The 25,082-nt window shown below is 57.2% G+C and carries 17 protein-coding genes, 1 tRNA gene, 1 rRNA gene, 1 pseudogene and 1 other annotated feature; of the genes and pseudogenes, 13 read left to right on the top strand and 7 right to left on the bottom strand.

Annotated features, from left to right (window positions below; genetic code table 11):
• Positions 1-152: 152 nt before the first annotated feature.
• The 4 genes from ACZ52D_RS19065 to ACZ52D_RS19050 all read right to left on the bottom strand — a co-directional run bounded on the left by ACZ52D_RS19065 (position 153) and on the right by ACZ52D_RS19050 (position 4,567).
• Complete coding sequence (locus ACZ52D_RS19065; protein WP_464443683.1) at positions 153-1,316, bottom strand: anaerobic sulfatase maturase; 1,164 nt, start codon at positions 1,314-1,316, stop codon at positions 153-155.
• A gap of 114 nt (positions 1,317-1,430) precedes the next feature.
• Positions 1,431-3,020, bottom strand: a complete 1,590-nt coding sequence (locus tag ACZ52D_RS19060; RefSeq protein WP_464443682.1) for a tripartite tricarboxylate transporter permease — start codon at positions 3,018-3,020, stop codon at positions 1,431-1,433.
• A complete protein-coding gene (locus ACZ52D_RS19055) occupies positions 3,017-3,583 on the bottom strand; it encodes a hypothetical protein (protein WP_464443681.1) in 567 nt (188 codons plus the stop codon). Before ACZ52D_RS19055 ends, ACZ52D_RS19060 begins: the two co-directional genes overlap by 4 nt.
• Positions 3,584-3,613: 30 nt before the next feature.
• The gene (locus ACZ52D_RS19050) at positions 3,614-4,567 is read right to left on the bottom strand and encodes a type 2 periplasmic-binding domain-containing protein (protein ID WP_464443680.1); all 954 of its coding nucleotides are present in this window, start codon (positions 4,565-4,567) and stop codon (positions 3,614-3,616) included.
• 109 nt (positions 4,568-4,676) lie between these two features.
• On the opposite strand from ACZ52D_RS19050, the gene ACZ52D_RS19045 reads away from it, so the two are divergent.
• From ACZ52D_RS19045 to xylB, 8 genes and pseudogenes are all read left to right on the top strand, one after another.
• Positions 4,677-5,168 (top strand): MarR family winged helix-turn-helix transcriptional regulator, encoded by a 492-nt coding sequence (locus ACZ52D_RS19045; RefSeq protein ID WP_464443679.1) that lies wholly within the window; start codon positions 4,677-4,679, stop codon positions 5,166-5,168.
• A gap of 3 nt (positions 5,169-5,171) precedes the next feature.
• Entirely contained in the window at positions 5,172-6,617 is a 1,446-nt protein-coding gene (locus ACZ52D_RS19040) for a sulfatase-like hydrolase/transferase (protein WP_464443678.1), read from the top strand.
• Positions 6,618-6,652: 35 nt separating this feature from the next.
• Complete coding sequence (locus tag ACZ52D_RS19035) at positions 6,653-8,029, top strand: FAD-binding oxidoreductase (protein ID WP_464443677.1); 1,377 nt, start codon at positions 6,653-6,655, stop codon at positions 8,027-8,029.
• A gap of 877 nt (positions 8,030-8,906) precedes the next feature.
• Positions 8,907-11,525, top strand: a complete 2,619-nt coding sequence (locus ACZ52D_RS19030; protein WP_464443676.1) for a calcium-binding protein — start codon at positions 8,907-8,909, stop codon at positions 11,523-11,525.
• Positions 11,526-12,401: 876 nt separating this feature from the next.
• Positions 12,402-13,001: a hypothetical protein gene (locus ACZ52D_RS19025; RefSeq protein ID WP_464443675.1), complete on the top strand. Its 600-nt coding sequence runs from the start codon at positions 12,402-12,404 to the stop codon at positions 12,999-13,001.
• A 146-nt stretch (positions 13,002-13,147) separates the two neighbouring features.
• Positions 13,148-13,309, top strand: a pseudogene (locus ACZ52D_RS19020) (helix-turn-helix domain-containing protein); the annotation flags it as partial.
• A 99-nt stretch (positions 13,310-13,408) separates the two neighbouring features.
• A complete protein-coding gene (locus ACZ52D_RS19015; RefSeq protein ID WP_464443674.1) occupies positions 13,409-13,849 on the top strand; it encodes a hypothetical protein in 441 nt (146 codons plus the stop codon).
• Positions 13,850-14,418: 569 nt separating this feature from the next.
• Positions 14,419-15,864 (top strand): xylulokinase, encoded by a 1,446-nt coding sequence (xylB, locus tag ACZ52D_RS19010; protein WP_464443673.1) that lies wholly within the window; start codon positions 14,419-14,421, stop codon positions 15,862-15,864.
• 113 nt (positions 15,865-15,977) lie between these two features.
• Here the strand turns inward: xylB and ACZ52D_RS19005 are convergent, their stop codons facing one another.
• Positions 15,978-17,591: a plasmid recombination protein gene (locus ACZ52D_RS19005; RefSeq protein ID WP_464443672.1), complete on the bottom strand. Its 1,614-nt coding sequence runs from the start codon at positions 17,589-17,591 to the stop codon at positions 15,978-15,980.
• Positions 17,592-18,361: 770 nt separating this feature from the next.
• Here ACZ52D_RS19005 and ACZ52D_RS19000 point away from each other — a divergent pair.
• From ACZ52D_RS19000 to ACZ52D_RS18980, 5 genes are all read left to right on the top strand, one after another.
• On the top strand, positions 18,362-18,856 hold the full coding sequence (locus ACZ52D_RS19000) for a hypothetical protein (protein ID WP_464443671.1): 495 nt from the start codon (positions 18,362-18,364) through the stop codon (positions 18,854-18,856).
• A gap of 152 nt (positions 18,857-19,008) precedes the next feature.
• Positions 19,009-19,923 carry a GIY-YIG nuclease family protein gene (locus ACZ52D_RS18995; RefSeq protein ID WP_464443670.1) on the top strand — a complete coding sequence of 305 codons (915 nt, stop codon included), beginning with the start codon at positions 19,009-19,011 and terminating at the stop codon, positions 19,921-19,923.
• 95 nt (positions 19,924-20,018) lie between these two features.
• Positions 20,019-22,244 (top strand): AAA family ATPase, encoded by a 2,226-nt coding sequence (locus ACZ52D_RS18990; protein ID WP_464443669.1) that lies wholly within the window; start codon positions 20,019-20,021, stop codon positions 22,242-22,244.
• 267 nt (positions 22,245-22,511) lie between these two features.
• Complete coding sequence (locus ACZ52D_RS18985) at positions 22,512-22,691, top strand: hypothetical protein (protein WP_464443668.1); 180 nt, start codon at positions 22,512-22,514, stop codon at positions 22,689-22,691.
• Positions 22,692-22,712: 21 nt separating this feature from the next.
• Positions 22,713-24,401 carry a recombinase family protein gene (locus ACZ52D_RS18980; protein ID WP_464443750.1) on the top strand — a complete coding sequence of 563 codons (1,689 nt, stop codon included), beginning with the start codon at positions 22,713-22,715 and terminating at the stop codon, positions 24,399-24,401.
• Here ACZ52D_RS18980 and ACZ52D_RS18975 read toward each other — a convergent pair.
• A tRNA-Met gene (locus tag ACZ52D_RS18975) sits at positions 24,358-24,434 on the bottom strand. The two genes, ACZ52D_RS18980 and ACZ52D_RS18975, sit on opposite strands and share 44 nt — an antisense overlap.
• A gap of 123 nt (positions 24,435-24,557) precedes the next feature.
• Positions 24,558-24,672: ribosomal RNA gene (gene rrf / locus ACZ52D_RS18970) — 5S ribosomal RNA — on the bottom strand.
• A gap of 215 nt (positions 24,673-24,887) precedes the next feature.
• Positions 24,888-25,082, bottom strand: a sequence feature (23S ribosomal RNA rRNA prediction is too short).

Here is a 25,082-nt window from a genome sequence, read left to right as displayed (position 1 = left end):
CTTAGTGGACCTTTGTTGCCGTTCGTTGCACTTGCTTGGTTTTCGCTGCGTCTGCGCAGGTTTCTCGGGGGGCGGGCGGATTGCAGACTTTCGCTGAGGCTTGTGCGAATGGCCGGTACTGAAGTGCTGTCAATTCTTGAAAGTGCGGCGGATCACTTACGGCTGGCCTGTTGGGCGAGCCGGTGCGCGATGTCATTCAGCCTATTGCCGGCGTGGCGAAAGAACATCGTGTAGCTTTCACAGAAATAATTGTGCCCGAGTTCACCGTTTTTCGACTTTGAAAACCTGTGCTTTGGGCACCCGCCGTTGCAGGCAAAACGGAAGTCGCAGGACTGGCACTGCGCAGTGAGATCTCCTTTTTTTGCGTAGCCAAAGGATTCCTGTCGATCGTTCCAAAGCAACTTTTCCATCGGTTCCTCGGTGATGTTGCCGAGGCGGTATTCCGGATAGACGTAGTGATCACAGGAATAAAGACTTCCGTCGTGTTCCAGAGCGAGGCCATTGCCACAGGTCTCGGCGAAGACGCAGAGGGTGGATGGACGACCCATCCATAGACCGACCTGCACATCGAAGAACTGCACAAAGATTTTTCCGATGTCGTTTCGATACCAAGTATCGAACACGTCGCAGAGAAACTTGCCGTAGGCTCGTGGTGCAACACTCCATTCGGTAACGCTATTACCTGGATCCTGATCCACTTGCGGTGCGCTTGCGAGCCCATCTGTCCCTTTCCGCTCGGCAATTGGAATGAATTGTATGAAGTCGATGCCCAACCCCGTCAGAAACTTGTAGATCTCCTTGCCCTTGCCGCCATTCGCCCTGTGGACAGTGCATAAAGCGTTGTGCTGGATATTGTGCTTTTTCAGAATATCGAGCCCGCGCATCACCGCATCATAAGTGGGGCGACCCGCCCGGTCGACTCGGTAGCGATCATGGATTTTCTTGGGGCCATCGATACTGATACCGACAAGAAAGTGGTTGTCGTGCAGAAAACGCCCCCAATCATCATTGAGTAGCATACCGTTTGTCTGAAAGGCATTGGTGGCCTTCATGCCTGAAGGCAAAAGCTGCTTTTGAAGATCAACAATCTTCCGGAAATAGTTGACCCCGAGCATAGTTGGCTCGCCGCCTTGCCAAGCGAAACTCACCTCGGACATGCCAGCCATCAAAGAGCACTCGATGGTCTGTCTAATATAACTCTCCAGCACCTCGTCAGACATGCGGAATTTTTTTTCGCTCGGGAATAGCTTCTCTTTCTCAAGGTAGTAGCAATACTTGCAATCTATGTTGCAACGGGGGCCGATCGGCTTGGACATTATGTTGAAAGGGCTGGGTTGCATGATTGTACTGCCTCAGGAAAGAAAGGGGCTATTTCTATTCCGGGTGCCGACTCCGGATAAATCGACCTGAAAACTGGCCATCGGAACAAGCTAAGTTGCTCTTCGTTTTCGAGATAGCCACATGACCAACATCACCGTGACCACCAGCATGCCGGTGGCAATTTTGCTGTGAAACAGAAAAAACGGATCTCCACCGGCTGCCGAGAATGCTTGCCTCGCAGTGTTCTCAAGGGGGGCTGCCAAGATGAATGCGATCACGAAAGGCAGAACCGAGATTTTCAGCACCCTAAAAAGGAAGCCCAGGAACCCGAAGCCGATTGCGATCCATAGTGCTGTCAAACTGGTTTCCTGCACGTAAATTGCTGTCAGCGTGACCAAAAGGACGATGGGGAGTAGAATTCTGTTCGGCACCTTGGCCATGACGCCCATGGAGCGCATAAACAGACCGCCGATGGTCCAGTTTAGGATGTTTCCAACGGCCATCAGCGTGAAGATGCCGAACGCGACGACCAATTCGGGATTGATTTCAGGGGCCGTGAAATTGAAAACGGAGGGCCCGGGGTTGAACCCGCCGATGCTGTCTGCTGCCAGGATCAGAAAGACTGCCGCAGCATTTCCGGGGATTCCCAGTGAAAGCACGGGGATTAGGTTTGCACCGGACACCGCGGAGTTCGCGGCCTCTGTTGCTGCAATACCCTCCGGGATCCCTTCGCCAAAGGATTTGGCACCGGCCGGTTTTCTTGTCTCGTGACGCTGCTTACCCAAGGAATACCCAAGCGTCGCAGCCAATGTCGAGCCGACACCTGGCAAAGAGCCGACTATGCAGCCGATCATAGAAGAACGCCCGATGACAGGTAGGATGCGGCGAATGTCGCCAGGCTGAAGGCCATCTTTGTGATGCTCGTTTGGGCCAATTGAGGAAGGATCTCTGGAAACTCCCAGCCACATGTCATAGATCGACTTGAAAACCTCTCCCAGAATGAGAACACCAAGCACGGCGGCAATGAGGGGGAAGCCATCGGCGAGTGCCTCTACACCTAGCGTCAACCGCGGGTGAAAATCCTGCCCGGTGGCGACAAAGGCGGCCAGCATCCCCAAGCTCACAGAAATCAGCCCTTTTGCCACAGAGCCGCCCATGACCGCGGCAATGAATGAAAGTGACAGGATGATAAGTGCGGTTTTTTCAGGGAGGTCCAATACGGACTCGACCATGACCGCAAGGAATGGGGCACATACAAACAGGACGATGTCGGAAATCGTGTCTCCTGAAACCGAAGAGAAATGCGCGATCTTCAATGCGCGATTGGGTGTGCCGCGCTGCGTCATTGGGTGACCGTCAAGCGTGGTCATGAACGCATCCGGAGTGCCCGGTGTATTGAAGAGAATGGCCGGGACCGCCCCCCCTACGGTCGCACCCTTCATAATTCCGATCAGGAAGGCAAAGACCGGCAACAGCGCATCGGCGGAAACACCGAAGACCGAGATCAGGATTGGCAGGGAGACGGCCATCGCCATGGGCCCGGCCAGACCGGGGGTGGCGCCAACGGCAATCCCTGTCAGTAACCCAAACAGCAGCATGACTAAGGCGACAGGAATGCTGATGCCACCAAGGCTGAACAATGCAGGCCCATCAAAAACAGCGAGGACTCCAAGCCAGATATAAGTAAGAGCTTCGTTCATACATCACCATTCGGGGGAAGAAGGAGGTCGTCGAAGGCCAGATCATAAAGTGCAATCATCAGCAGGGCGGCTAGCAACCCGATTACGAAGAAAAACACCTTGCGCTCGTGCGATGAGATGCAAATGAAGGTTCCGACAAGAAAACTTCCTCCCAAAAGGAAGCCGAGATACTTCCACGGCACTGTGTCTCGCAATTCGCGGTAACTCACCTCCAGCCCGGTACCGAATCCCGTAAGAGTGACGGCAACCGGGCCGCTCCATCGCATGAGTACTATGGATGTGACGAAGACAAGAAATGCCATTGCAGCAAAAGTCAGATGGCCGCGGGAAATGGTCGGCTGATCGGCAGTATGGCGGGATTCCAAAAGCAACAGCAGCCCGGAAAAGATCAGCATGACGAAGGCCATCGTGGGGGCAAGGGCATCGCCCACACGATATTTTCCCCGCATTTTTTCGACGATGCCTGAACCCGTGTCCAAGGGGATCCACACGGTGATGGCGACAATGCCAAAGACGATGGCAAGAAGGCCAATCAAGGTATTCGGTCTACCAAGGAACCCCATCAATACCCTCCCGCAGCTTTTCTGCTAAAATTACTCTGCCACATCCTCAAGTAGAGCTCGGGAGTCTTCGGCCGCCTTGGCAAGCATGGCGTCCAAGTCATCACCAGTAATCACGGTCGGGCCGCCGAAGGCGCGGTTTACCAACTTGGCAGCATCGGTTTCACTATCGCTCAAAACGTCTTCGATAGCACCGGCAATGGCTTCACGTGCCTCAGGGTTAAGGCCTTGGGGAGCAACGAACATAAAATAGCCGTCGAGATAAAACTTGCTGCCCAGATCCGTGATTGAGGGTGCATCGGGCGTTTCCCGAAGAGGAGTCGGAATGGCGCGTGCGACGTTGACCATTTCGCCTTGCGCCACGGGTTTGGCCTGCGCTCCGGCAACCCAGCCGATATCGAGATCGCCGGCCCGCATCCCGTTCATGATCGCTTTGCCGCCCTTCACTGAAACGATGTTGAAGTCAATCCCGGCGCCTTTTCCAAGGTGGTAGGCCACATCGCCTTGACGGGTAGTTGCTGTCCCGAAACGCACTGTCTTTCCGGCGGCGGCTGCCGTTTGAATTTTTTCCCAGCTGTCGAACTCGCCACCGGCCATAGCCACCAGGCCGAGTTGAAAGGCCGCTGTCGTCGCCAATGGCGTGAAGTCATTGGCTTTCAGCCCGCTTTCTGGTGCAGCGACGAGGTTGTAGGCGAGTGTTTCGGACACGATCATGCCAATAGCGGAGCCGTCCCCCGGCTCTTTGCTTAAGGCTGCAAGCAGGTTAAGGCCGCTGTTCCCGGTGACTTGTTCAGGTAGAATGTTCCAGCCGGTTTTGTCTTCGATGGCTTCGGCAATCAGGCGCGCTTGGGTGTCCGCGCCGCCACCGGCACTAAACCCGATCATGAGCTTGATGGGTCCGGGTGGCGTCCAGTCGTCTGCCATTGCCGAAACAGGAGCGAGCGCTGCTGCTGCCAGAACAGCACAGGATTTCAGGAAACTTTGCATGTTGGTCCTCCTCTGAGGCATGACGATTCCTGATGTAAGTGGAAAAGTCAACGAAAAGGTTGACATTTCCACCTGTTTGCTGAGAGTGTGAAATTGAAATGGAGATGTCATGAAGAAATCCGAAGCTGATACAGCAATTGATCTGGGTCTGCCCTTGGCATTCCAGATTGCGCAGTTGCATTCGGCGTTAAACGCGCAGGCCAAGGCAATCATTGCAAAGCATGGAACCCTGAATCTTGCTCAATGGCGTATCCTGCGCCTTGTCGCTTGGGGAATCGCTGACACGACAACCTCGGTGCGCAAGGCGGCCGGCTTGGACAAAAGCCAGTTCAGCAAAATGCTGAGCGCGTTAGCCGCGGAAGGGTATGTCAAGGTTCTGCCCTATCCTAATGACAAGCGCCAGCATCTGATCAAACTCACGGATAAGGGACATAACGCGCACGACAAGCTTGGCCCTGAACTGGACGCGCGGCAACAGCACTTGCTTGGAGCTTTGAGCCCTGAAGAAAGGGAAATGATTCACGGTGCGATCAGAGCACTGGCCAAAGCCGCGCAGACAATCGACTTCTCTCCATCCGCAGAAGCCCCAGAGGATATTTAACGCATGAGCAAACGCCCCAACCTTCTGGTCATTCTATCAGACCAGCACCAGGCCCGCGCTATGTCCTGCGCTGGTCACCCTGTCGTCCGGACCCCGAACCTTGATGCGCTCGCTGAACGCGGAACGCGCTTCACAAATGCATATACCCCGTCGCCGATCTGCGTTCCGGCGCGGGCTTCCTTTGCGACCGGGCAATACGTTCATGATATCAGTCTGTGGGACAACGCGATGCCCTACACGGGAACCCCGCGCGGATGGGGGCATGCCTTGCAGGACAAGGGGGTGCGCGTCGAATCCATCGGTAAGCTGCATTATCGCAACGACGGCGATGACACAGGATTTGACGTTCAGCATATTCCGATGCACGTCGCGGACGGTGTTGGCATGGTTTGGGGCTCCATTCGCCGAGAGGGCGAACGGGTCTACAACAAACATGTCCGCATGATGGGAGACACGGTCGGCCCCGGCGAAAGCAGCTACACGCGCTATGATCAGGCGGTGACCGATCGCACCTGTGATTGGCTTGCTGAGGTCAAAGGGAGCGAGGCGCCTTGGTGCCTGTATGTCGGACTGGTAGCTCCTCATCACCCGTTGATTGCCCCCCAAGAATTCTACGACCTGTACCCGCTGGACAAATTGCCTCCAGACAAGCTGCGGCCACGGGATGGATACAAACAGCACCCTTGGATCGAAAAAACTGCGGACGCGATGGTGGGTGAAGAAGGCTGGAAAGACGAAGAAGAACGCCGCGTCGCCATCGCGTCCTACTATGGCCTGACCAGTTATTTGGACCACAACGTCGGACGGATTGTCGAAGCGCTGAAAGCAACCGGGCAGTACGATAACACCACGATTATCTACTCCAGTGACCATGGCGAAAACCTTGGGGTTCGCGGTCTCTGGGGCAAGATGAACATGTACGAGGAATCCGCAGCGATCCCGCTCATTGTGGCGCCTGCGCCATCTTCGGAGGTTGTCTTCCCTGAGAAGGTTGGGACCGCGGCCAGTCTACTCGACATTTCGGAAACGATCATCGATCATTTCGATGCCAGCCTGCCCGGAGAACGGCCTGGAAAATCTCTCTATGAAATCGCGATGACCCGAGAAGACCTGGACCGTGCCGTATTCAGCGAATACCACGCGATAGGCGCAGTGTCGGGAGCCTTTATGGTGCGTAAGGGGGATCTCAAACTCATCGAATATGTTGGCTTCGAGCCAGAGCTCTTCGATCTGGCTGCGGACCCTGAAGAAACCACCAACCAAGCACAGAACCCAGCCTACGCAGACCGTCTTGCTGCGATGCAGGCCGAGCTGCGCAAAATCTGTGACCCCGAGACCGTTAACGATCAGGCCTTCCGGGATCAGGACGCGCTGATCGAGTTCCATGGCGGCAGAGATATCGCCGCGACCTTGGGCGCCCCCTCTTCGACGCCCCCGCCGAAAACCTGAGTGGGTTTTATCAAGACAAGAACTGAGGAACTGTAATGACGCAAGACAACATCGCCATTGCCATTTCCGAGTTGCAGTCTCTGCTGGGTGACCGGCTGTCCACTGGTATCTCCATACGCGAGATCCATGGACGGGACGAAGCCTACTCGGAACCCGCATTACCGGATGCCGTCGCCTTCCCCGAAAACACCGAAGAAGTTTCGAACATCATGAGAATATGTTCGGCGCATCACGTGCCGGTTGTGCCCTTCGGCATCGGCACCTCGCTTGAGGGGCATGTAATCCCGATTCATGGTGGGATCAGTGTTGACACCAGCCGGATGAACAGGGTGCTCAAAGTTAACGAAAGTGATCTAGACGCCGTCGTGCAGCCGGGCGTATCGCGCACCCAGCTGAACGAGGAGTTGCGGGCCACCGGCTTGATGTTCACGGTTGATCCAGGCGCGGATGCAACCCTTGGCGGGATGGCAGCGACGCGGGCATCGGGGACCAACACGGTTCGCTACGGCACCATGCGCGAAAACGTCCTGGCGCTTGAGGTCGTGCTGCCGGATGGCACAGTAATAGAAACCGGCTCACGGGCACGCAAATCCGCTGCAGGGTACGACCTTACACACTTGTTTGTCGGTTCCGAAGGAACCTTGGGCATCATCACCGAACTGACAGTGCGCCTGTTTGGCCAGCCCGAGTCGATCCTGGCCGCGACCTGTGCATTCAATACGATCGAGGATGCAGTGAACACCGTAATCTTGGCGATCCAGATGGGCATTCCCATGGCGCGGATCGAGCTACTTGACGAGGTGCAGATGCAGGGCATGAATATCTACAATCCCGATCTGAACCTGCCGGAAAAGCCGCATCTCTTCCTTGAATTCCACGGCTCCGAGGCGAGTGTGAGGGAACAGGTCGACATGTTCCAAAGCGTGGGTGAGGAATTCGGTGTTTCGGATTTCGACTGGGCCACAAAAGTTGAAGATCGCAACCGCCTTTGGCAGGCGCGCCACAACGCTTATTACGCTGGAAAGTCTCTACGCAAAGGCTGTGAAGGTGTCGTGACCGATTGCTGTGTGCCGATCTCTGCGCTGGCTGGCTGTATCGGCCGGACCAAGCAACTCATCGCTGAGTCGGGGCTGATCGCGCCAATCGTCGGCCATGTTGGTGATGGCAATTTCCACCTTTTGATCCTCGTAGAACCAGGAAACGAGAAAGAAATGTCGCGCGCCAAGGCCCTTGCCTCTGCAGTCAATCGCGCGGCCCTGTCCTTCGGGGGGACGGTCACTGGTGAGCACGGTGTTGGAACTGGCAAGAAACGGTACATGGCTGAGGAACACGGAGCCGCCTACGAACTCATGGCAAAGGTTAAGCAAGCCGTGGATCCCGCAAACATCATGAACCCGGGCAAGATTGTTTAAGGCGAATGACATACAGAATATTGCAGTTGCACCCGACTTGCTTCCCAAGGTCTCGCACAGAAACGGATCTTTCGACAAAAGTAGATGAGTGACTGCGTAGGACCGTTCCCGCCTATTGAGATTGAGTTACAACATAACGGCTTTGCCCGCATAGCAGCTGTTCGAAAAAGCCGTCGCGAATAACCGAAATGGGCCGTTCGAGGTGATGCGCGTCTTGCTGTACTCGCGAAATTGTTCTCCCCGGCTGTAGCCGCAATGGGCTCACTGCCGCCTCGGCGGCGCGGCATCGGGGTACAGGGATACTGCACCTCGCGCCCGATGCCAGATGACATCAGCCAGCCCGAAGCTGCCATCGAAATGGAGTTTCGCGCCAGAAATGCTGCAGGTGCGACGTTTGTGGACCAACGTCCCAAAAGCCGCCATCGGGCAGGCGGTGGTCGGTTAGACTGACACTACGGTCAGCACCAGAGGCCACTAAGCGCAGGAACCCGACGTATTCTCGCCGAGGGCAGCATTCAACAGTTTGGGATCCGACCTGACTTGCGTTTGTGCCGTAGCAGGGCCGCGGCGACTTCGCAGCTAGGCTTTGCCGTAGGTAGACAATAGGCAACCACATGGCGGAACCAGCTATGATTTTCTTGTTTTCCACTTGTGAAGGTAGAGATGACACGGGCGTTGTTGACAATATCGATCCCCCCGTCGTGGGTTGGACCTTCGCTAGCCAAAGTCAAACCGTAGATGCTCATGGGGTAAATCAAACCGGTGGCTGTATGGTGTCCAACTCTTACAGGCTAGGCTTGAGAAAAGAGCTCGGGGAATTGGAGGATATCGTATAGTAGATGTACTTGGTTGAGTCTTTTTTTGTTTAGGGAATGTCATGCCAACGATTTATGATTCGGTAGCTGATACTGCAGGAACAGCCATTTTTCTTGAAGTCGGTAGCCCGCACGAATTTTCACTAACACAGGCTGAACTTGATTCGGCAGGAACCTTTGGCAACCCGGAGTATGACTATTTCGAGTTCTTGGCCAAGCCGTTCACAACTTACACGGTACAGGTCTTGGCTGGCGATGATTTGGTCGACGGAGCCCTATGGCTTCCGTCGCCGACTTGGCCGGGATACGATTCTCAGTTCGGCTTCACAGCTCCTGCCGGAAGCATGGTTACGCTTGAAAATGGCTATTCTGTACGTAATTGGGATCCAGGTGATAGACTGGTAACCACTTTAAACGAAGGTGGCCTCGTTCGCATGGCCGTACGCTTTGACGGCTGGGCACAAGAGTATTCAAGTGGCGAAGACTTTTCAGATCTACCCGCTTCGGATCGAAGGTTTTTCCTTCGGGTCGTTGAAGGTGATGTTGCGGGGACGAAGCAACAAATTGACTTAGTGGGAACTGGGAATGACGCTGTTCCTGTGGCACCCGAAAACGCAGCTCTGACCGTTGGTGAACTCGAAGACCTCGACGGTGTCGCCGATATTGACGACTATATATTCACCCTTCGTGCAGGTTTCCACTACGACGTCGTAGTGCGCGGCACAACCGGCGCGCAGTCGGGTGAAATTCCTGAAACTTTCAGGGTGACCGTGAGTGAAGTTGGTGGTGCAAGCTCTTGGAGCCTCGAGTCTGATATTGACCAAATGTCCATCGGTAACGTCGAGCAGACAATTACGTCTGTGCGTATCGGAGACAACTTTGGAGACCCACACCTTGAGCCAGGTGAAGAAGTTGACGTTCGTGTCTCAGTCGAAAGCGTGTTTGACCCTGACCGGGAAGTTGGCCCGTATCACACCGGTGGATTTTCGGTGGGGGGGTTCGAAATTGAAATCGTACCGCTTGATGACGATCACGGAAACAATCGACTTAGCCCGAGTTCAGTTGTTATAGGGGAATGGGTCTCGGGGACTTTAGATTCATTCTATGAGATTAGCGAAGCCGAACCATTTGGAGATCGCGACTGGATGGAGATTGTCGGCGGCGTAGAAAAAGGCCGTTATTATGTTGCGAGCTTTGACTATGAAGAGGGCCGTCCGTCTTCTATGTTTGCGGGCTTTCACAATGCAGTTTCGACGGAAACTGTACGGGCGCCAGACTATGCAATCTGGCGCCCACAATATACCGGCGCGGCATGGCTGGAAGTCGATTCTGATCTCGAAGGGCCTGCAGACTGGCGTTTAATTATTGGAAGTTACGAGACACTGGAGCGAGGCAACCGTTCAAACGAAAGGCTAGCTGGCTCTTCAAGTGACAACTTCTTGGACGGTCGAATGGGCCGCGATACTTTGATCGGGAAATCGGGAGACGATCAATTGATTGGCGGTCGGGGTAACGACACGCTTAGAGGCGGCGTTGGACAAGATTTTCTCAAAGGCGGGAACGGTAGAGACCAGTTGAAGGGTAATGGCGGTAAAGATAACTTGTACGGTGACGCGGGGCGCGACACGATTTTCGGCGGTGGTGGTGCAGACACTCTTTATGGCGGAGACGGAAAAGATCACCTTATCGGCGGTAGTGGCAAAGATGTTCTGTTTGGTGGTGCCGGACGCGACAAGCTGATCGGAGGTGGGGGAAGCGATATCATTACTGCTGGACTTGATGGTGACATAGTTAGAGCTGGTCGTGGCTCTGACACGATCATCGTCAAAGGCTCGGAAGGCGGCGAAGCCCTAAAGATAAAAGGTTCAGTCGAAACCGGCGACGTATTGGATCTCGCTGAACTAGAAATTGAATCTTATTTTGTGGATGACGTGTTCGTTGGAGGAGGCATATCTTCTATGCGGTCGCGTCAAGATGGTTTGGGGTTCGATATAGACTTGAATGGAGACGCAGTAGGGGATCGTAGTATCTTGTTCGACTCAGCTGAAAATGCTGAATTGATTGTATTAGAGGGCGTGGCTCGCCGAACACCGGAAGCGCTGTACGAATATTTGGACAGTACATTACCACTACTTCAGTGGACGCCAACTGCTGAGTGGTACCAAGTTGGCAGGTATGGGAGGGCTTCTTATGACTTGCTATCCGGCACTAACGAATCTGATTTTATTCGAAATGATGGTTTGGAAAATTTGGCTGCAGGCGAAGATGCTCCATATTTCGACGGTCATATTAAGGCCTTTGGCGGTGATGATATTATAGACATTCAACCAGGTCTTGCTATCGAGGTCTACGGCGGGACAGGAGATGATTTTTTCGTATGGCATCCCCCGTCTCTGACCAACAGAGCTAATTCTGTTTGGCTGAACGACTTTCGTCAAAATGGTGAAATGGATTTCATTGTAGTGAAAGAGGAAGTCTGGGGGTCCGGTACAAGTATCGACAATATTACATTTTATACCGAGCGAGGTGACGGAGATTTTTTGGAAGCTCGTATAAAAGGTACTAACGGCCTTGAGGGCTCGCTATACGTACGACAACCTTTTCGATATTCAGATTCGTTGCTGAACAATGACGCAACCTCGGCGGACTTTTTGAGCGAAGACGCATTCATTTTCGTTTAAAGAAGCGGGTGTGGCGAGGCATCGCCGCGCCTGTTACGAATGCCGATTTTGGGCTGGCTGCCGCCTTTCGATGGCACAGTGTTGCAATAGCAGGGTCGCAGCAAGTTCTCACCGGAACTCTCCCGGCTGATGGCACAAGTCTTCTTGTCGAGAAAGCTCTACTTCTGCATTTCCATAAGGTCCGGGGGATTACCACCCCAGGGCGACATAGCGAAGCTGAGAGACAGAAGGTTCAGATTTGGCGGTTGAACTTATGCGGATCGTAGTGATTTTTATTCATTTATGACGTGTGAAAAAACTGCGTCTACTAACGAATTTGGAGTGGAGGATGAGTTGCGTACCACTATCTTTAATCTAGCCTTTTGGGGAGCCATGATATTACAGGCGTGTCAAACGACTACGCTGCCTCATACGGTCACAAGGAATGAAAGCCCGGGCTTCCAAGTCGGAGACCTCCCAAATCCTGCGCGGTGGAAATCGGATGATCTTTGGCGCTACTTCTTTGGGTATGGTGCTCGGGTGTTCAGAGAACGACACGACCATGGCCCACACTACTCTGAACATAGTCTGTCTTCCAGGGTTGCAGCGAAATGTGGAGATGTGCTGCCTTTTGCGGAACCCAAGTGGAGCAACACGAGATCAATTTCCTTTTACCGGAAAGCAAAGGCAGAAACACCAAAGAGAATGGAGTGCTGGGCGAAAACGGGACCCGAACTTGTGGAGCGGCGCGGTGCCGAAATCGAATACCTCCGAACGTTGTTGCCTGTCGCGGCGAATTTGCCTCGAGCGCCCGGGTTTGCCCCCAACTTCCTCACAGAGGAACGGCCTCGTAGAGAACTTTCGCTTGACCATGAGCTTAAGGAATTTGAAAGGAATATGAAGCTTTTTGCCCAAGCCGATGATGTTCTCAATTCGCGGATCCGCCAAGCAAAGGGATGGCAAAAGCAAGAACGTGAAAGCTGGGCGCGTGCCGCATCAATCGCGGTACATGAGTTCAGCCAAGACAATCCGCTGAACAAGCCAGGACCAGGGCAAAGTCCCACCGGGACCACCACGATGTCCAATATGCTTGTAGGTATGCCCAATGTCTCTCCTGGTCTGAAGCTTGCCATGGCAAATCTCGATCGGAGCATGATGGGGGATGACGCATATTTCAGAGTTCTGAACCAGAAAGCCATTGCGTCCGCCAATGCCGCCGAGGCCGCAAGACAAAGATCAGTCAACGGCGTTATTAGCCTAACCGCCTGTAAGGAGGTAGAACTTAATCATGTCCGCCGAAGGGTCTGCAGTCAAGAAGAGCGGGCGGCGGCCGAGGAAGCAAACCGCAGAAGCAGTGAACACTTCGAGCGCGTTCAGACAGAGCAAAATGCGCGCAGAACCGCAGAGGATGCAAAACGCGAGGCCCTCGCTGCGAAATACGCTGCGGCCAGAGAGGCATCGCTAGCCGCGATTGCCAAGTGCCCTATGTGCAGGTAACGAGGTCCGGGTCCAGGCTGGTTTTCTGGGACTATCCTGAATTTTGTGCTTTTACGTGGGTCTGCTATGTGTGAGCTAATATGCAGAGCACGCGACTTGATCTGACATTCTTTCTCGTTAGGAGCGCAAGCAAGGAGTGTCGATCAATGACGAGTGTTCAGGATAAGATCATCAATCCGAAACTGGAGCTGCTGGAGCTTGCCAAGCAGCTCGGCAGCGTTTCGCAGGCCTACATGGTAATGGGATACAGCCGGAATAGTGTCTACCGCCTCAATGAGCTCTACGAACAGGGCGGCGAGCAGGCGCTCATGAGACCAAAGGATTGGCTCCTCTAGAGCTTAAATGTGTGCGATATTTCTACGAGTTCGTGCGGGCAGGATTGCAAGGGCGTTGAGGTAGGAGCCAGTATGAATGTTGAACGACTATCGGAGCTTGCCAACTGGCTAGAAGATGGAGCGCCTGGCGTCGCTTTCAATATGTATACTTTCCGCCACACCATATCCTATGTCCTTGGCCCTGAAGGAGATCCACTGGACGTGCAGATGATCAAGCGGCAGGTCTCGAAAAAGGGGCTGAGTCAATCTGACATTTGTTGCGGGCTTGATGGTGCAACGGTTCAGTTGTTCTCACCGGATTACAAAGTGTATGAAACTCAGGACTATGGACAGTTGCAGGAGTTGGCGCTCAACTTGCTTGGATTGCCTCGAACGAACAGAGGGCCGAGTTTCGATTGTGCGCATGATTTGTTTGACCCAACCAACGCTCCTCCTGATTGCAGCCCCGAGCAGGCTGCTAAAGCGGTCCGACGCTTAATCGCAGGGGAACATCCATGGCTTTGTCCGCAGTAAAAGACAATATCCGTGGGTTCTAGGGTAGCCAAGCTCAACGCATACACGAGATTGGAACCGCAAACCGCGACAACCGTTCTCCGAATTTGAACACCTCGGTAGTTCCTCTCGGACGTAGCTTACGAGCTACGGTATTCAATCTGGGTTTCGTACGTTGCAGCGAATGTCAGCTTACGCTTGCTGCGTCGCGGTGACATTGACCGGTTCAGATGGTTAGAAGGCTGAGTTTGCAAATGCATTTATCTGCGCCCCGCCGACCTTCGAGCGGGGCGCAGCATTGTCCTGGTCAACTGTGCAGCCCTAAAGGTCCGCTCTCGTGGAATCTGGCTGGTTCCTTCGTTCTTGCAGCGGGGACGTCGCCGCGCATCGTGCAAACGTCCAAATTGGGCTGAAAGCTCTCACGCTCAGCATGAAGAGCCTCGCCCAAGCCTGGTGCTTTTGTGAACGGTTATGTTCGGATCTCGCAGGAGAGCGAATTGGCCTTTTACTATCTTGGCAGCCTGCTCTAAGTTTCCCGCGTCACCGGCATATTGCGCCGACGGCCAAATTCTTTGCTGCGCGGGGGCTCCATGACGTATCTTGGATTAGACTTGGGGACCTCTGGCGTCAAAGCACTCCTCATTGATGATACACAGTCTGCCCTCGCCGAAGGCCATGGCGGGCTGACCGCCGACCGCCCCCGCCCGTTGTGGAGTGAACAGGCCCCCCAGGCCTGGATTGACGCCTGCACGGCGGCCATCGAACAGGTGCGCGCTCAAGCGCCCGCTGAATTTGCAGCGCTGCGCGGCATTGGTGTTTCAGGGCAGATGCACGGTGCTACCTTGCTGGACGAAAATGACGTGCCTCTGCGTCCCGCCATTCTCTGGAACGACGGGCGCTCCCATGCGGAATGTGCCGAACTTGAAGACCGCGCTGATTTCCGCGGAATCGGCGGCAACATCGTCATGGCGGGCTTTATTGCACCCAAATTGAGGTGGGTTCAAAAGAACGAACCGGACACCTTTGCGCGCACGCGCAAGGTTTTGCTGCCGAAAGACTACGTGAACCTTTGGCTGACCGGAGAGCATGTGTCCGAGATGTCGGATGCAGCTGGCACACTCTGGCTGGATGTTGCACGGCGCGATTGGTCAGATGTGCTCTTGGCCGCCACCGGCCTGACCCGGGACCACGTGCCCCGTCTGGTGGAAGGCAGCGCGCGTGCCGGTGACCTTCGCCCCGAATTGAGGGCCGCGTGGGGCGTCGGGTCCGTTGCCGTTGCCGGGGGAGCTGGCGACAACGCTGCAACAGCCTGCGGGCTGGGGGCCGTCAATCCGGGGGATGGATTTCTGTCTTTGGGAACGTCGGGCGTCTTGTTCTCTGTCACCCACCGCTTTGCGGCGAACACACAAAGCGCTGTTCACAGTTTTTGCCACGCGATACCCGGTACCTGGCATCACATGGGAGTGATCCTGTCTGCCACGGATGCTCTCGCATGGTTCGGTCAAATTACCGGAAAGACACCGGCCGCGCTTGCAGCCATGGTGGAGCCGGTCACAGCGCCGTCTCCGATCACGTTCCTGCCGTATCTGTCGGGTGAACGAACCCCGCACAACGCCCCGGATGCAGTCGGGGCGTTTCATGGCCTGCGTAGGGACCATGGCTTGCCCGATATGGCGCAGGCGGTCATGGAAGGCGTCGGATATGCTTTTGCCGATTGCTGCGCCGCGCTGGAGACCGCGGGCTCGCTGCCCAAAACCGTCAGCGTCGCAGGCGGCGGCAGCCGGTCGGAGACTTGGCTGCAGGTGATCGCTGATATCACCGGGCTCACCCTGAAGCTGCCCGGCAGCGGCTCACAAGGGGCGGCATTGGGCGCGGCACGTCTGGGGTTGATGGCAAGCGAGGCGGTCACGGCCGAGACGGTGCTGACGCCGCCGCAGACCGAAAGAACCTTTGTTCCCGACCATGACCTGAAAGACGCCTATGCTGCTGGCTTCGACATGTACCGGAATATTGCGGCGCAATCTCTACAGAGATAATCTTGGTCTGAACTGTGACCCTCACCCGGTGAAGCTGTGACGCTTCAGGGAACTGAAAACTGGGTACATGCGTAAGGAGACAAATTAGCCTCCCAAAATTCAGCCTGCAAAAGTCAAACGTCGAACCTTGGGTCCGTGTTGTTACGTTGCACGATCCCGGCGACTAGAGGATCCTTCTGAAGGCCGAGCTGGCGGCGGCACTCCGCCACTGTCTCGGCGTCCCGGGCGATTTCCCGTCTGCGCTCGCGCAATGCGTCCTCAATTATCTTTGCGATGATCTTCAGAAGGATTTCGAGCAGCGACATTGCTGGTTCAAGCCGGGCGTGCATTTTCAGAGGCAGCGGGCGTTCCGCAGCATCGCGCGGGCCATACACCAGCCTGCCTCTACAGTCCTTCTTATCGGGCACCCATCGCAGCTGGTCTGTGCGGATCAATTCCAATCCAAGTTTAAACGCCTCTGCCCGTTCCTGAGCCGACTTGATCTCTTCTTCCCGGGCACGAATTGCTGCTTCCCGCTCCGCCAGTTGTTCTTCCCGCTGCGCGGCCCGTTCGTCCCTTTCTTTCAATGACCTTTCCCTCGCCTCAACCTCCCTCTCCCTACTCAACACCGTTTCTTCTCTTGCCGTGACCTCTGCCTCCTTCTTCTTCAAGGAATTTTTGTCCGCCGCGACGCGGCGTGCCTGCGCTTCCAGCGCCTGCTCCCTTTCCTCTAGCTTGGTTTCGAACCGTAGGTTGGCCAGCTGCTCCTCCGCCCGGGCTTTGGCCCCGGCTTTACGCGCAGCGTATTGCTTGGTCGTCAGGCGCTCGTGGCCTGGCCCTTTCCGGAGAAGCCCGCAGGGTCTGCCGACCGCTTCGTAGTAGCGGTCTTGAAAGGCTTTCATCGCCGCCGCGAAAGCAGCCTTCTCAGGGTTCTTCCCGGATCTTTTCTTCCGGGCGGCATGCAGGTGCCGCCCACTATCTACGGACCATTCTTCGAGCTTTCTGGCATTGACGGCCTCGACCTCGGCGCAAGCGGCCTCCCATTCGGCCAATGCCTTTTCATGCTTTGCCATATTCTTTTTCTGGGTGACTCGGTTCTTGCTGGGCCGCGGCTTCTTCGGCTTTCTCGGTTTTCGCAGCAATGCAGGCTTCGGCAATGACGAAAGTGTCTGCGGCTTGTCATGCGCGGCCCTGTATTCCGCAGCCGCCGCTTTACCCACGTGCAGCTTGTTGGCATCGAGCCGCGGGTCCTCCGCATTCACAGCAAGGATGTGCATGTGAACATGTGCTTCATCCAGGTGAATGACCCCAGCGAAGGCGACCCCTTGCGGCATCCGCTTCCGGAAATCTCGCACAACCAGGTCTGCCCACCGTGCGATCTCTTTCTTGTGCTTTGCCCGATCCTCCAGGAAATTTTTCGACGACATCGGGTGCGAGTGGATCTCAGTGTACAATGTCGGCGCATCGGACCGCAGGCTACGGCTGTAGGTTTTTCCGGGTTTCGCGGTCACGGTTTCCCGGATCTCGCTGCATCGCCGATCGTGCAGCGCCTGAAGATCACTGACGGCCATCGCCCCTCGGCTTAGAACCGGCAACGGCGCGCGCGGGTTTTCGACATGCTTGGAGAAGTCCGGATTGCGCTGCGCTTCCTCGAACACCTGCTGCGTGCTGTTCCACTGGTCTTTCGTGCCCTTCACCTTCCGGGGCTTTCGGGAATAGGTTTCGATATGGACGAATTGATATGCCATGCCGCGGTACTCCTTTTTTCATTGAGTACGCGACCTCAGCGAAAACGCAAAAGCGGATCCGACCGATAACACCCTGTAAATCATCGGATTTCTGTTGCCATATTGTTTTTCTGAGACTTGGGGCAGCATAAAATGGCGCGCCGAACGCGCGCAGATGCTCCCCATAGGGACAGACTATAGGTAGCTGAAGCTACCTCGTCTGCCCCTGACGCCGGGGAGGCGCTCCAGCAGCCCTCCGGGTGCTTGCGCGGCCGGTTCCCGGCCTTGCATTTGGACTGTTTCGAACGGCTTGGTTCCGCCACCTGCCGGTGTCCGGGAAGGTTGGTCTTACTTCTCCAGACGAGCCCAAAACCTTCGGGCATTCACAAGACATTGCCCCAGACGCCCTCCTGCCAAAGGCCGTGGATGCAATTTTGTTTCTCGATAATCTGGATGGATGTAGCGCTCGCCTTTTCCGAGGCAGACTATTCCTCGACGTCTATGCCACGATCATGACACCACTGTTTTAGCATCCTCCGGATCATGGCTGGCCGTGTTGGAAGGTCTTCCTCATTTCGCCTCTGAGCATCCACAACTTCGATCATCTCGCGCGGCAATCGCAGGTTCACAGCTTCCGTATCGACCGCCGGTCTTCCTCTGGTTTTTTTTGCCATGCCAGCTAATCTCGTATTGATTTTTGGTTTTTTGGTACCATATAATAACGAGCGTAGGCAAGGGCTCCACCCCTTGCTTACGCTCTAATCACACTGATCTCGGCTAAGGAGACCAACATGACTATCGCACCTGTTATCACGCGCTCGAGCGCGGCAAAAGACCTGCGCCCAGCATCGCTCTGCCGGATTTCCGAGGAGTGTACCACCCCGATTTCCCGGACTTTCACCGTGCTCATCGAAGCCGTGGATGCTGCCATTGAGATGGACCGCGACCTGTCGCATTCCATGAGTTGGGATCCTTCGAGCAGCGGCTTCGCGGAGGCGGCGGAGAACCAATGGCAAGACTGCCTGCGTTTGGCTTCCGATATCTTTTCCGCCCCGGCTTCTTCCGCATCAGACCAGCCGCTGCAGCGTATGGGCATGCTGATGCACTTCCTCATTGAAGCCACTACCCCAGACGAGGCGCTACACTTCCAGCATCTGATGTATGAGCACCGGGACCTTTTCACCACCGATGATCCCGGTGTCCGCGAAGCGCTGAACCGCGCGGCGCGGCAAGTCGACGCCGTGGTGGAGATGGCAGTGACAGCCCCGGACTTCGCGCCGGTCTGATCCGCCCAATCCCCCTGACATAACCTGACCCGGCCCGCAGCGGATCTCTCCGCCTGCGCCCGGCCGCGTCATGCCCAATTCCAGATTTTTCCGGCAGGTGCCCCATATCCGGCGCCTGCCCCCTCTCCCGCTTTGCGCAAATGGAGTTCTCAATGACCCATACATCAACCGCCACCCCCGCCGCCTTCCCGCTCACCATTCACCCCCACTGGCGCGCGGCCGCCGAAGCCAAAGGCTTCGGCATCCTGCAGCGGGTCAAGGACCGCTACCACCTGCTGCTGGCGTGCCGGGCGTGCGGGGCAACGCACGTAAGCAAACTCTTTGTGCTGATGAACAACCAGCCGCTCTGCCCGCACTGCATTGAAGAACGGTGGCAGGCCGACGCCGCGGCAGCCGGGCTGCAATGGGTCGGCCGCGATCCGGAAGACCGGCACTACGCTTTATACATTGCAGACTGCGGTCACCAGCTGCGGCGGCAGCTCGAACTGGTCAAGAGAGCTGCTGCGGGGATCTGCGACGTTCGCTGCGAGCTCTGCCATAGCCGGAAAGAGCACGCCGAGGCCGAAGCCCAGGGCTGGGAGCTGATCAGCCCCGATCCGGACGAGGACCCGAACTATCGTCTGTACCGCCATCTTAAATGCGAGCACACCCAAAGGGTGGCCCGTGCCAACATGCAGACCGGCCGCTTCGGGTGCGGCAACTGCGGTGACAACTGGCCCGCGGCACCGAGCCATCTTTATGCCATGCAATTCCGGCTGGCCTCCGGGCTGCTCCTCGTCAAGCTTGGCTTTTCCCGTAACCCGGATTCCCGCCTGCGCCATCAGCTGCTGAAGCACCACGACCTGGATGCGCAGATCCTGCAGACTGTCCCGATGGCGACCGGGCAGCTTGCCTTGCAGACAGAGAAGCGGCTGCATACCAGGCTCAAGACCGCCTTCCCGGACAGCATCGCGCCGCCCGATCTTTACGCCGGATCCATCAATGTCAGGAGCGAGATCTATTTCGCAGACGTGACCGCGGAGATCCTCCGGATGCTGGACGAGATCGCCACTGACGGCGCGGCCTGACACTCCTCCATCCGCCCCCCTCAGTGCCGCCCCAGCGAACCCGGAATCCGGGGAGGGCGGCGCCCCTTTGCCTGCATCTTATCCGGAGACAACCGATGACACAGTTCCCGCTTCACTCTCCCCGTCCCGCCTGGGTTTCCTTTGGCAAACAGGTCCTGCGCCGGATGATCTCAGATCAGCTCAGCGCCGCTAACAAACGTGACGCCGCTTTTCAAGACCATCCAAAATCCAAACTTTTGGACGCGCTCAACGACCTGCCAAGAGCGCAGCACCGGGACAGCGCAGAGCTAGACCAACTCCGGGAAAGCGGAGTAGACGGATGGGCGCTGGACGACCAAGGGCACAGCCGCCCTGCAACCGTCCTGCCCGGAAGCCGAAGCCTCATCGCGCTGCGGCTTGCAGCAACCTTCATTTCCTCCCGGAATGTCATGGACACCGTGTTGGCTCCGGGTGCCGTTACCGTCCTTTCCGGGTTCCGCACCGCAAACGCGGATTTCATCCTGGCGGCCTGCCGTTGCGGTCTTTTGCCCGAGGGCTGGAAGGTCACAACGCGGGGCGACGGACGGGACCACAATCAGACACTTCGGGTACTTCAAGTTGCAACGTCAACCGGGTCTTCCCGAACCGGCGACCTCTACCGGTTGGAGCGCAACCTTTGCGAGGCGCTGCAGCAGCCCTGCCCGCTGCTTGTTTTGCTTCCGGACGGTGAAAGCCTCCCGGACAATCTCAGTACGGTCCTACCCAACCCAGTGAAGTTGGAGCCGTTGAGCCGCGACATCCTCATCACGCAACTGGAGCACAGTCACAGTGCCACGGGCAAAATCGACCGCGCGGCCGTGGAACCGCTTCTCCCTGACAACAGTGCGCTGGCCGGACTGGGTGCCCCGGAGCTTCTGCTGGCACTGCGCGCCCCGTATGCCCGCAGCGCGGCAGAGCGCCTGGCTGCGGCAGTTTCCCGGACCAGGAGGCACGCTGGCGGAGCCGACGCCCTCACCCTCAAGGACATCGGCGGCACCTCGCCTGCGCACCAGGCGGCGGCAGATCTGGTTGCGGATCTCCACAGCTGGCAGCGCGGTGAACTCAAATGGAGCGAGATGTCCAGATCTCTGTTGATCTACGGAGAACCCGGAACTGGAAAAACCGTACTTGCCAAGGCCATCGCCGCATCAGCCGGGGTCCCGTTGATCCAAGGATCGTTTGGCGCCTGGCAGGCCAACGGCCACCTTGGCGATATGCTTGCCGCCATGCTGACCTGTTTCCGGGACGCCAAATCCCGGAAGCCTTGCGTGCTGTTCATTGATGAGATCGACAGCTGCGGATCTCGCGCCGACACCGGTGACCGCAACCAAGCCTACCGCCAGCAGGTGATCAACGAGTTCCTGCGGCAGATCGATCTGCTGCACCGGGAAGAGGGTATCCTGCTAATCGGCGCTACAAATTTTCCCGGAAAAATCGACCCGGCTATCCTGCGCCCTGGCCGTTTCGACCTGCATCACGAGATGCCGCTTCCAACCCGGCAACAGATCCTGGTCATGCTTGAGCAAGCCTTCCCGGACTCCGGGCAAGATCTGCGCCCCCTTTCCCGTAAACTGGCCGGGCAAACCCCCGCCGTGATCGATGCAAAAATCCGCGAGGCTCACGCCAAGTCGCGGCGCCAGGGTCGCAGCTTCGACCCCGGATTTCTGGAGCGGATCCTCGGCCAGAGACAGAGATACCGAAGCCGCTTGGACGCGCGCATTGCCGTGCATGAATGCGGGCACGTCATCACGGCATGGCTTTACGGGGAAGAGATCAAACGTGTCTGCCTCTGCCCGACCGGAGGATTAACCGAGCGTACAACGCCGCCGGGTACCGGACTGGAAGCAGATTTCGACCGGCAGATGACGATCCACCTCGCAGGCCGAGCGGCGGAACGGCTCGTGTTCGGGACAATCTCCGCAGGGGCGGGCGGAGGCTCAGCCTCGGATCTCGCGCAGGCCGCGCAACTATCCTTGGCGATGGACTACGAACTCGGGCTTGGCATTCATGGCAACGCCTGGCTTGGGACCCCGGACTTTGCCCGTTTGACTGCGGAAGAACGCAAGCGCCTGCAGGAACGGCTCGACCATGCCGAGGACGTCGCGCGTGCTTTGTTGTACCCCCACAAGAACCTTCTCAAAGAGATGGCCTCGGTTCTGGTTCGGGAAAGGGAGTTTGACGGCGAAGCCATCAAGTCTTGGCTCAAAGACCTGCTCTGCAGGAGCACTTCGGCTGATGAACCGGAAGGTACCGGAGATGATATTTCAAACGAAGCCACTGCATTTGGCGCAAGTTCCGGATAACTCCTTCCCGGAAATAGTTTGCGCCCGGTGACCTGCCGGAAGCAAACCTCCCGGCACCGCCGCGCGGCGCCAGACAAGAGCCTCGCCAGCGGGCTTATCCACATAAACCCGCCCCTGGTCGGCATCTTCCCCGCTTTCACGGGGCCCGCCGCCCTCCCGCTCCCGTTATGATGAAGCCAACAGCCGCCGGGGCAGTTCCCGGCCAGATCAGCAGCATCAGAAGACCGCCCCGGGCCTGTGTCCGGGAGCGGCGGGAGACCTCGGCCCATGGCACGGGACCAAAAGAGCTATGTCAATTGCCAGCGGGCACCCGATGCGCCCGCTGGTAAAACCACCGTCCGCCCGGCCGATGTACCCGGCACCGAGGCGCAGCTACACGCGTTGATGCGCGCCCTGGCCCGCGAGGCAGCCCGCGCCGACCACCGGGACGGCAAAGAACCAGATTAGAACCAATCCTCGGAGGCACCGATGTCCCAGCCCAAACTCCGCGCCGCCATCTACGCCCGGTATTCAAGCGATCTGCAGCGCGACGCTTCCGTCGAGGACCAGATCCGCAGCTGCACGGACTACGCCAAGGCGCAGGGGCTTGAAGTCGTTGCTACCTACTCCGACCGCGCTATCTCGGGCGCCAGCCTTATGCGCAGCGGCATGCAGTCGCTGCTCCGCGATGCGCGCGGCGGCACCTTCGATGTGCTGGTCTCGGAAGCCCTCGATCGCCTAAGCCGCAACCAAGCCGACATCGCCCACATCTACCAGGAATTCTGCTTCAATGGCCTCCCCATCGAGACCCTCTCGGAAGGGCTGATTTCAGAGATCCATATCGGGCTGAAGGGGACGATGAATGCGCTGCAGCTCAAGGATATCGCGATGAAGACCCACCGCGGCCTGAAGGGGCGCGCATTGGAGGGCAAGTCCGCAGGCGGCAAAGCTTACGGCTACCGCATGAAGCCGCAACTCACGTCCAGCGGCGAGGTGATCCGCGGCGAGCGGGAGATCCACCCGGAAGAGGCCAAGATCGTGCGCAGGATCTTCCAGGATTATGCCAAGGGATTGTCCCCCAAGAAGATCGCAGAGGCGCTCAATAATGAAAGCGTGCCCGCGCCGTCCGGCCGCCATTGGGGCGCTTCCACCATCCATGGCAACCGCCAGCGCGGCACCGGAATTCTCAACAATGAACTCTATATCGGCCGGCAGGTCTGGAACCGGCTGCGCTACGTGAAGGATCCCCAAACGGGCAAGCGCATCTCGCGGCTGAACCCGGAAAGCGAGTGGACGGTCACCGACGTTCCGCATTTGCGGATCGTCGAGCAGGATCTCTGGGATGCGGTCCGGGCACGCCAGGGCGGACTGAAGACCGCGGGCACCAATGTGCCGGTCTGGGACCGGCGCCGCCCCAAGACCTTGTTTTCCGGCCTGATGGCCTGCGGCTGCTGCGGCGGCGGCTTTGCCAAGATCTCCAAGGACAGTTTCGGCTGTTCCCCGGCGCGGAACAAGGGGGCCGCGGTCTGCAGCAACAAGCGCACGATCAAACAGGCCGACCTGGAAGCCCGGGTGCTGGATGCACTGGCGAACCACCTGATGGATCCGGACGCGGTGCAGGTCTTCTGCGAAGAATACACAGCCGAGCGCAACCGGCTGAAGGCGGCGGCCGCCGGGAGCCGCAAGGAAAAGGAACAGGCACTGGCCCGCGCAAAACGGGATCATCAGAAGCTGGTGGATGCGATCATCGCGGGCGTGCCCGCGGAGCAGGTCAAAGACCGGATGATCGAGCTCGACGCGCGGCGCCAGCAGCTCGAACGGGAGCTGGCGCACACCCCTGCCCCGGACCCGGTGGTGTTTCACCCGTCGATGGCGGAGGCCTACCGCGAACGGGTGTCGCGGCTGATCAGGTCCCTTGGCACGACCGAGGGCATGGAAGAGGCCAAGGAGGCGCTGCGGGCGCTGGTTGAGCGGATCGTGCTGACGCCCACGGCGGACGGCACTGGCCTGGATCTGACCCTGGAGGGGGATCTGGCCGGACTGCTGCGGCTGGCGACGGGTGCGGAAGGCGCGAACACGAAGAAGGCTTCGGGCGGCGCGCCAGAAGCCTTTGATATTTCTAAGGAAATTGTGTTGGTTGCGGGAGCAGGATTTGAACCTGCGACCTTCAGGTTATGAGCCTGACGAGCTACCTGGCTGCTCCATCCCGCGACACTTTTTTTGGCCTACCGCGCGGATCGCTACTTGAGGCCGGTTATTATCCGGTGACTTGCCGTATCGGCGCGTTTTCCGGGTAATCTTGTATCGTTGAAGAGAGGTTTTGGATTTTACTAGGTTTGGCGGTGACCTACTCTCCCAGGGCTTGAGCCCAAGTACCATCGGCGCGACAGTGCTTAACTTCCGGGTTCGGGATGGGACCGGGTGTTTCACTTGTGCTGTAGCCACCAAACCGAGGAAAATCCAAATCCGACGGCCTTGCGGAGCAAGGCAGGCGAGCGGCAGGCAGCGTGTTTGCGAAGCAAATGCGCGTTGCCGCTGGGTTGTTATGTCACCGCCGATTGGCGGCAGGCAGAACAACCTGCGTCGGTTACAATCAACGTTGTCCAGGTTTTGTGTTTTGGATGGTTTTCTTTCTGTTTCCTGTAACACTGTCTGTTACTGGATCAAATCAAGCCTATCGGGCGATTAGTACCGGTCAGCTGAACGCATTGCTGCGCTTACACCTCCGGCCTATTGGCGTGGTGGTCTTCCACGGCCCTCAGGGATACCTTGTTTTGAGGGGGGCTTCCCGCTTAGATGCCTTCAGCGGTTATCCTGTCCGATCATAGCTACCCTGCACTGCTGCTGGCGCAACAACAG

The sequence above is a fragment of the Leisingera sp. S2M4 genome, assembly GCF_055398055.1.
The sequence above is the reverse complement of the archived record's forward strand: the minus strand, read 5'-3'. Positions and strand labels throughout refer to the sequence as shown.

Coding starts and splice junctions, on each gene's coding strand:
- ACZ52D_RS19065 (WP_464443683.1), bottom strand. CDS start 1,316: ATGTCCAAGCCGATCGGCCCCCGTTGCAACATAGATTGCAAGTATTGC.
- ACZ52D_RS19060 (WP_464443682.1), bottom strand. CDS start 3,020: ATGAACGAAGCTCTTACTTATATCTGGCTTGGAGTCCTCGCTGTTTTT.
- ACZ52D_RS19055 (WP_464443681.1), bottom strand. CDS start 3,583: ATGGGGTTCCTTGGTAGACCGAATACCTTGATTGGCCTTCTTGCCATC.
- ACZ52D_RS19050 (WP_464443680.1), bottom strand. CDS start 4,567: ATGCAAAGTTTCCTGAAATCCTGTGCTGTTCTGGCAGCAGCAGCGCTC.
- ACZ52D_RS19045 (WP_464443679.1), top strand. CDS start 4,677: ATGAAGAAATCCGAAGCTGATACAGCAATTGATCTGGGTCTGCCCTTG.
- ACZ52D_RS19040 (WP_464443678.1), top strand. CDS start 5,172: ATGAGCAAACGCCCCAACCTTCTGGTCATTCTATCAGACCAGCACCAG.
- ACZ52D_RS19035 (WP_464443677.1), top strand. CDS start 6,653: ATGACGCAAGACAACATCGCCATTGCCATTTCCGAGTTGCAGTCTCTG.
- ACZ52D_RS19030 (WP_464443676.1), top strand. CDS start 8,907: ATGCCAACGATTTATGATTCGGTAGCTGATACTGCAGGAACAGCCATT.
- ACZ52D_RS19025 (WP_464443675.1), top strand. CDS start 12,402: ATGAAGCTTTTTGCCCAAGCCGATGATGTTCTCAATTCGCGGATCCGC.
- ACZ52D_RS19015 (WP_464443674.1), top strand. CDS start 13,409: ATGAATGTTGAACGACTATCGGAGCTTGCCAACTGGCTAGAAGATGGA.
- xylB (WP_464443673.1), top strand. CDS start 14,419: ATGACGTATCTTGGATTAGACTTGGGGACCTCTGGCGTCAAAGCACTC.
- ACZ52D_RS19005 (WP_464443672.1), bottom strand. CDS start 17,591: ATGGCATATCAATTCGTCCATATCGAAACCTATTCCCGAAAGCCCCGG.
- ACZ52D_RS19000 (WP_464443671.1), top strand. CDS start 18,362: ATGACTATCGCACCTGTTATCACGCGCTCGAGCGCGGCAAAAGACCTG.
- ACZ52D_RS18995 (WP_464443670.1), top strand. CDS start 19,009: ATGACCCATACATCAACCGCCACCCCCGCCGCCTTCCCGCTCACCATT.
- ACZ52D_RS18990 (WP_464443669.1), top strand. CDS start 20,019: ATGACACAGTTCCCGCTTCACTCTCCCCGTCCCGCCTGGGTTTCCTTT.
- ACZ52D_RS18985 (WP_464443668.1), top strand. CDS start 22,512: ATGGCACGGGACCAAAAGAGCTATGTCAATTGCCAGCGGGCACCCGAT.
- ACZ52D_RS18980 (WP_464443750.1), top strand. CDS start 22,713: ATGTCCCAGCCCAAACTCCGCGCCGCCATCTACGCCCGGTATTCAAGC.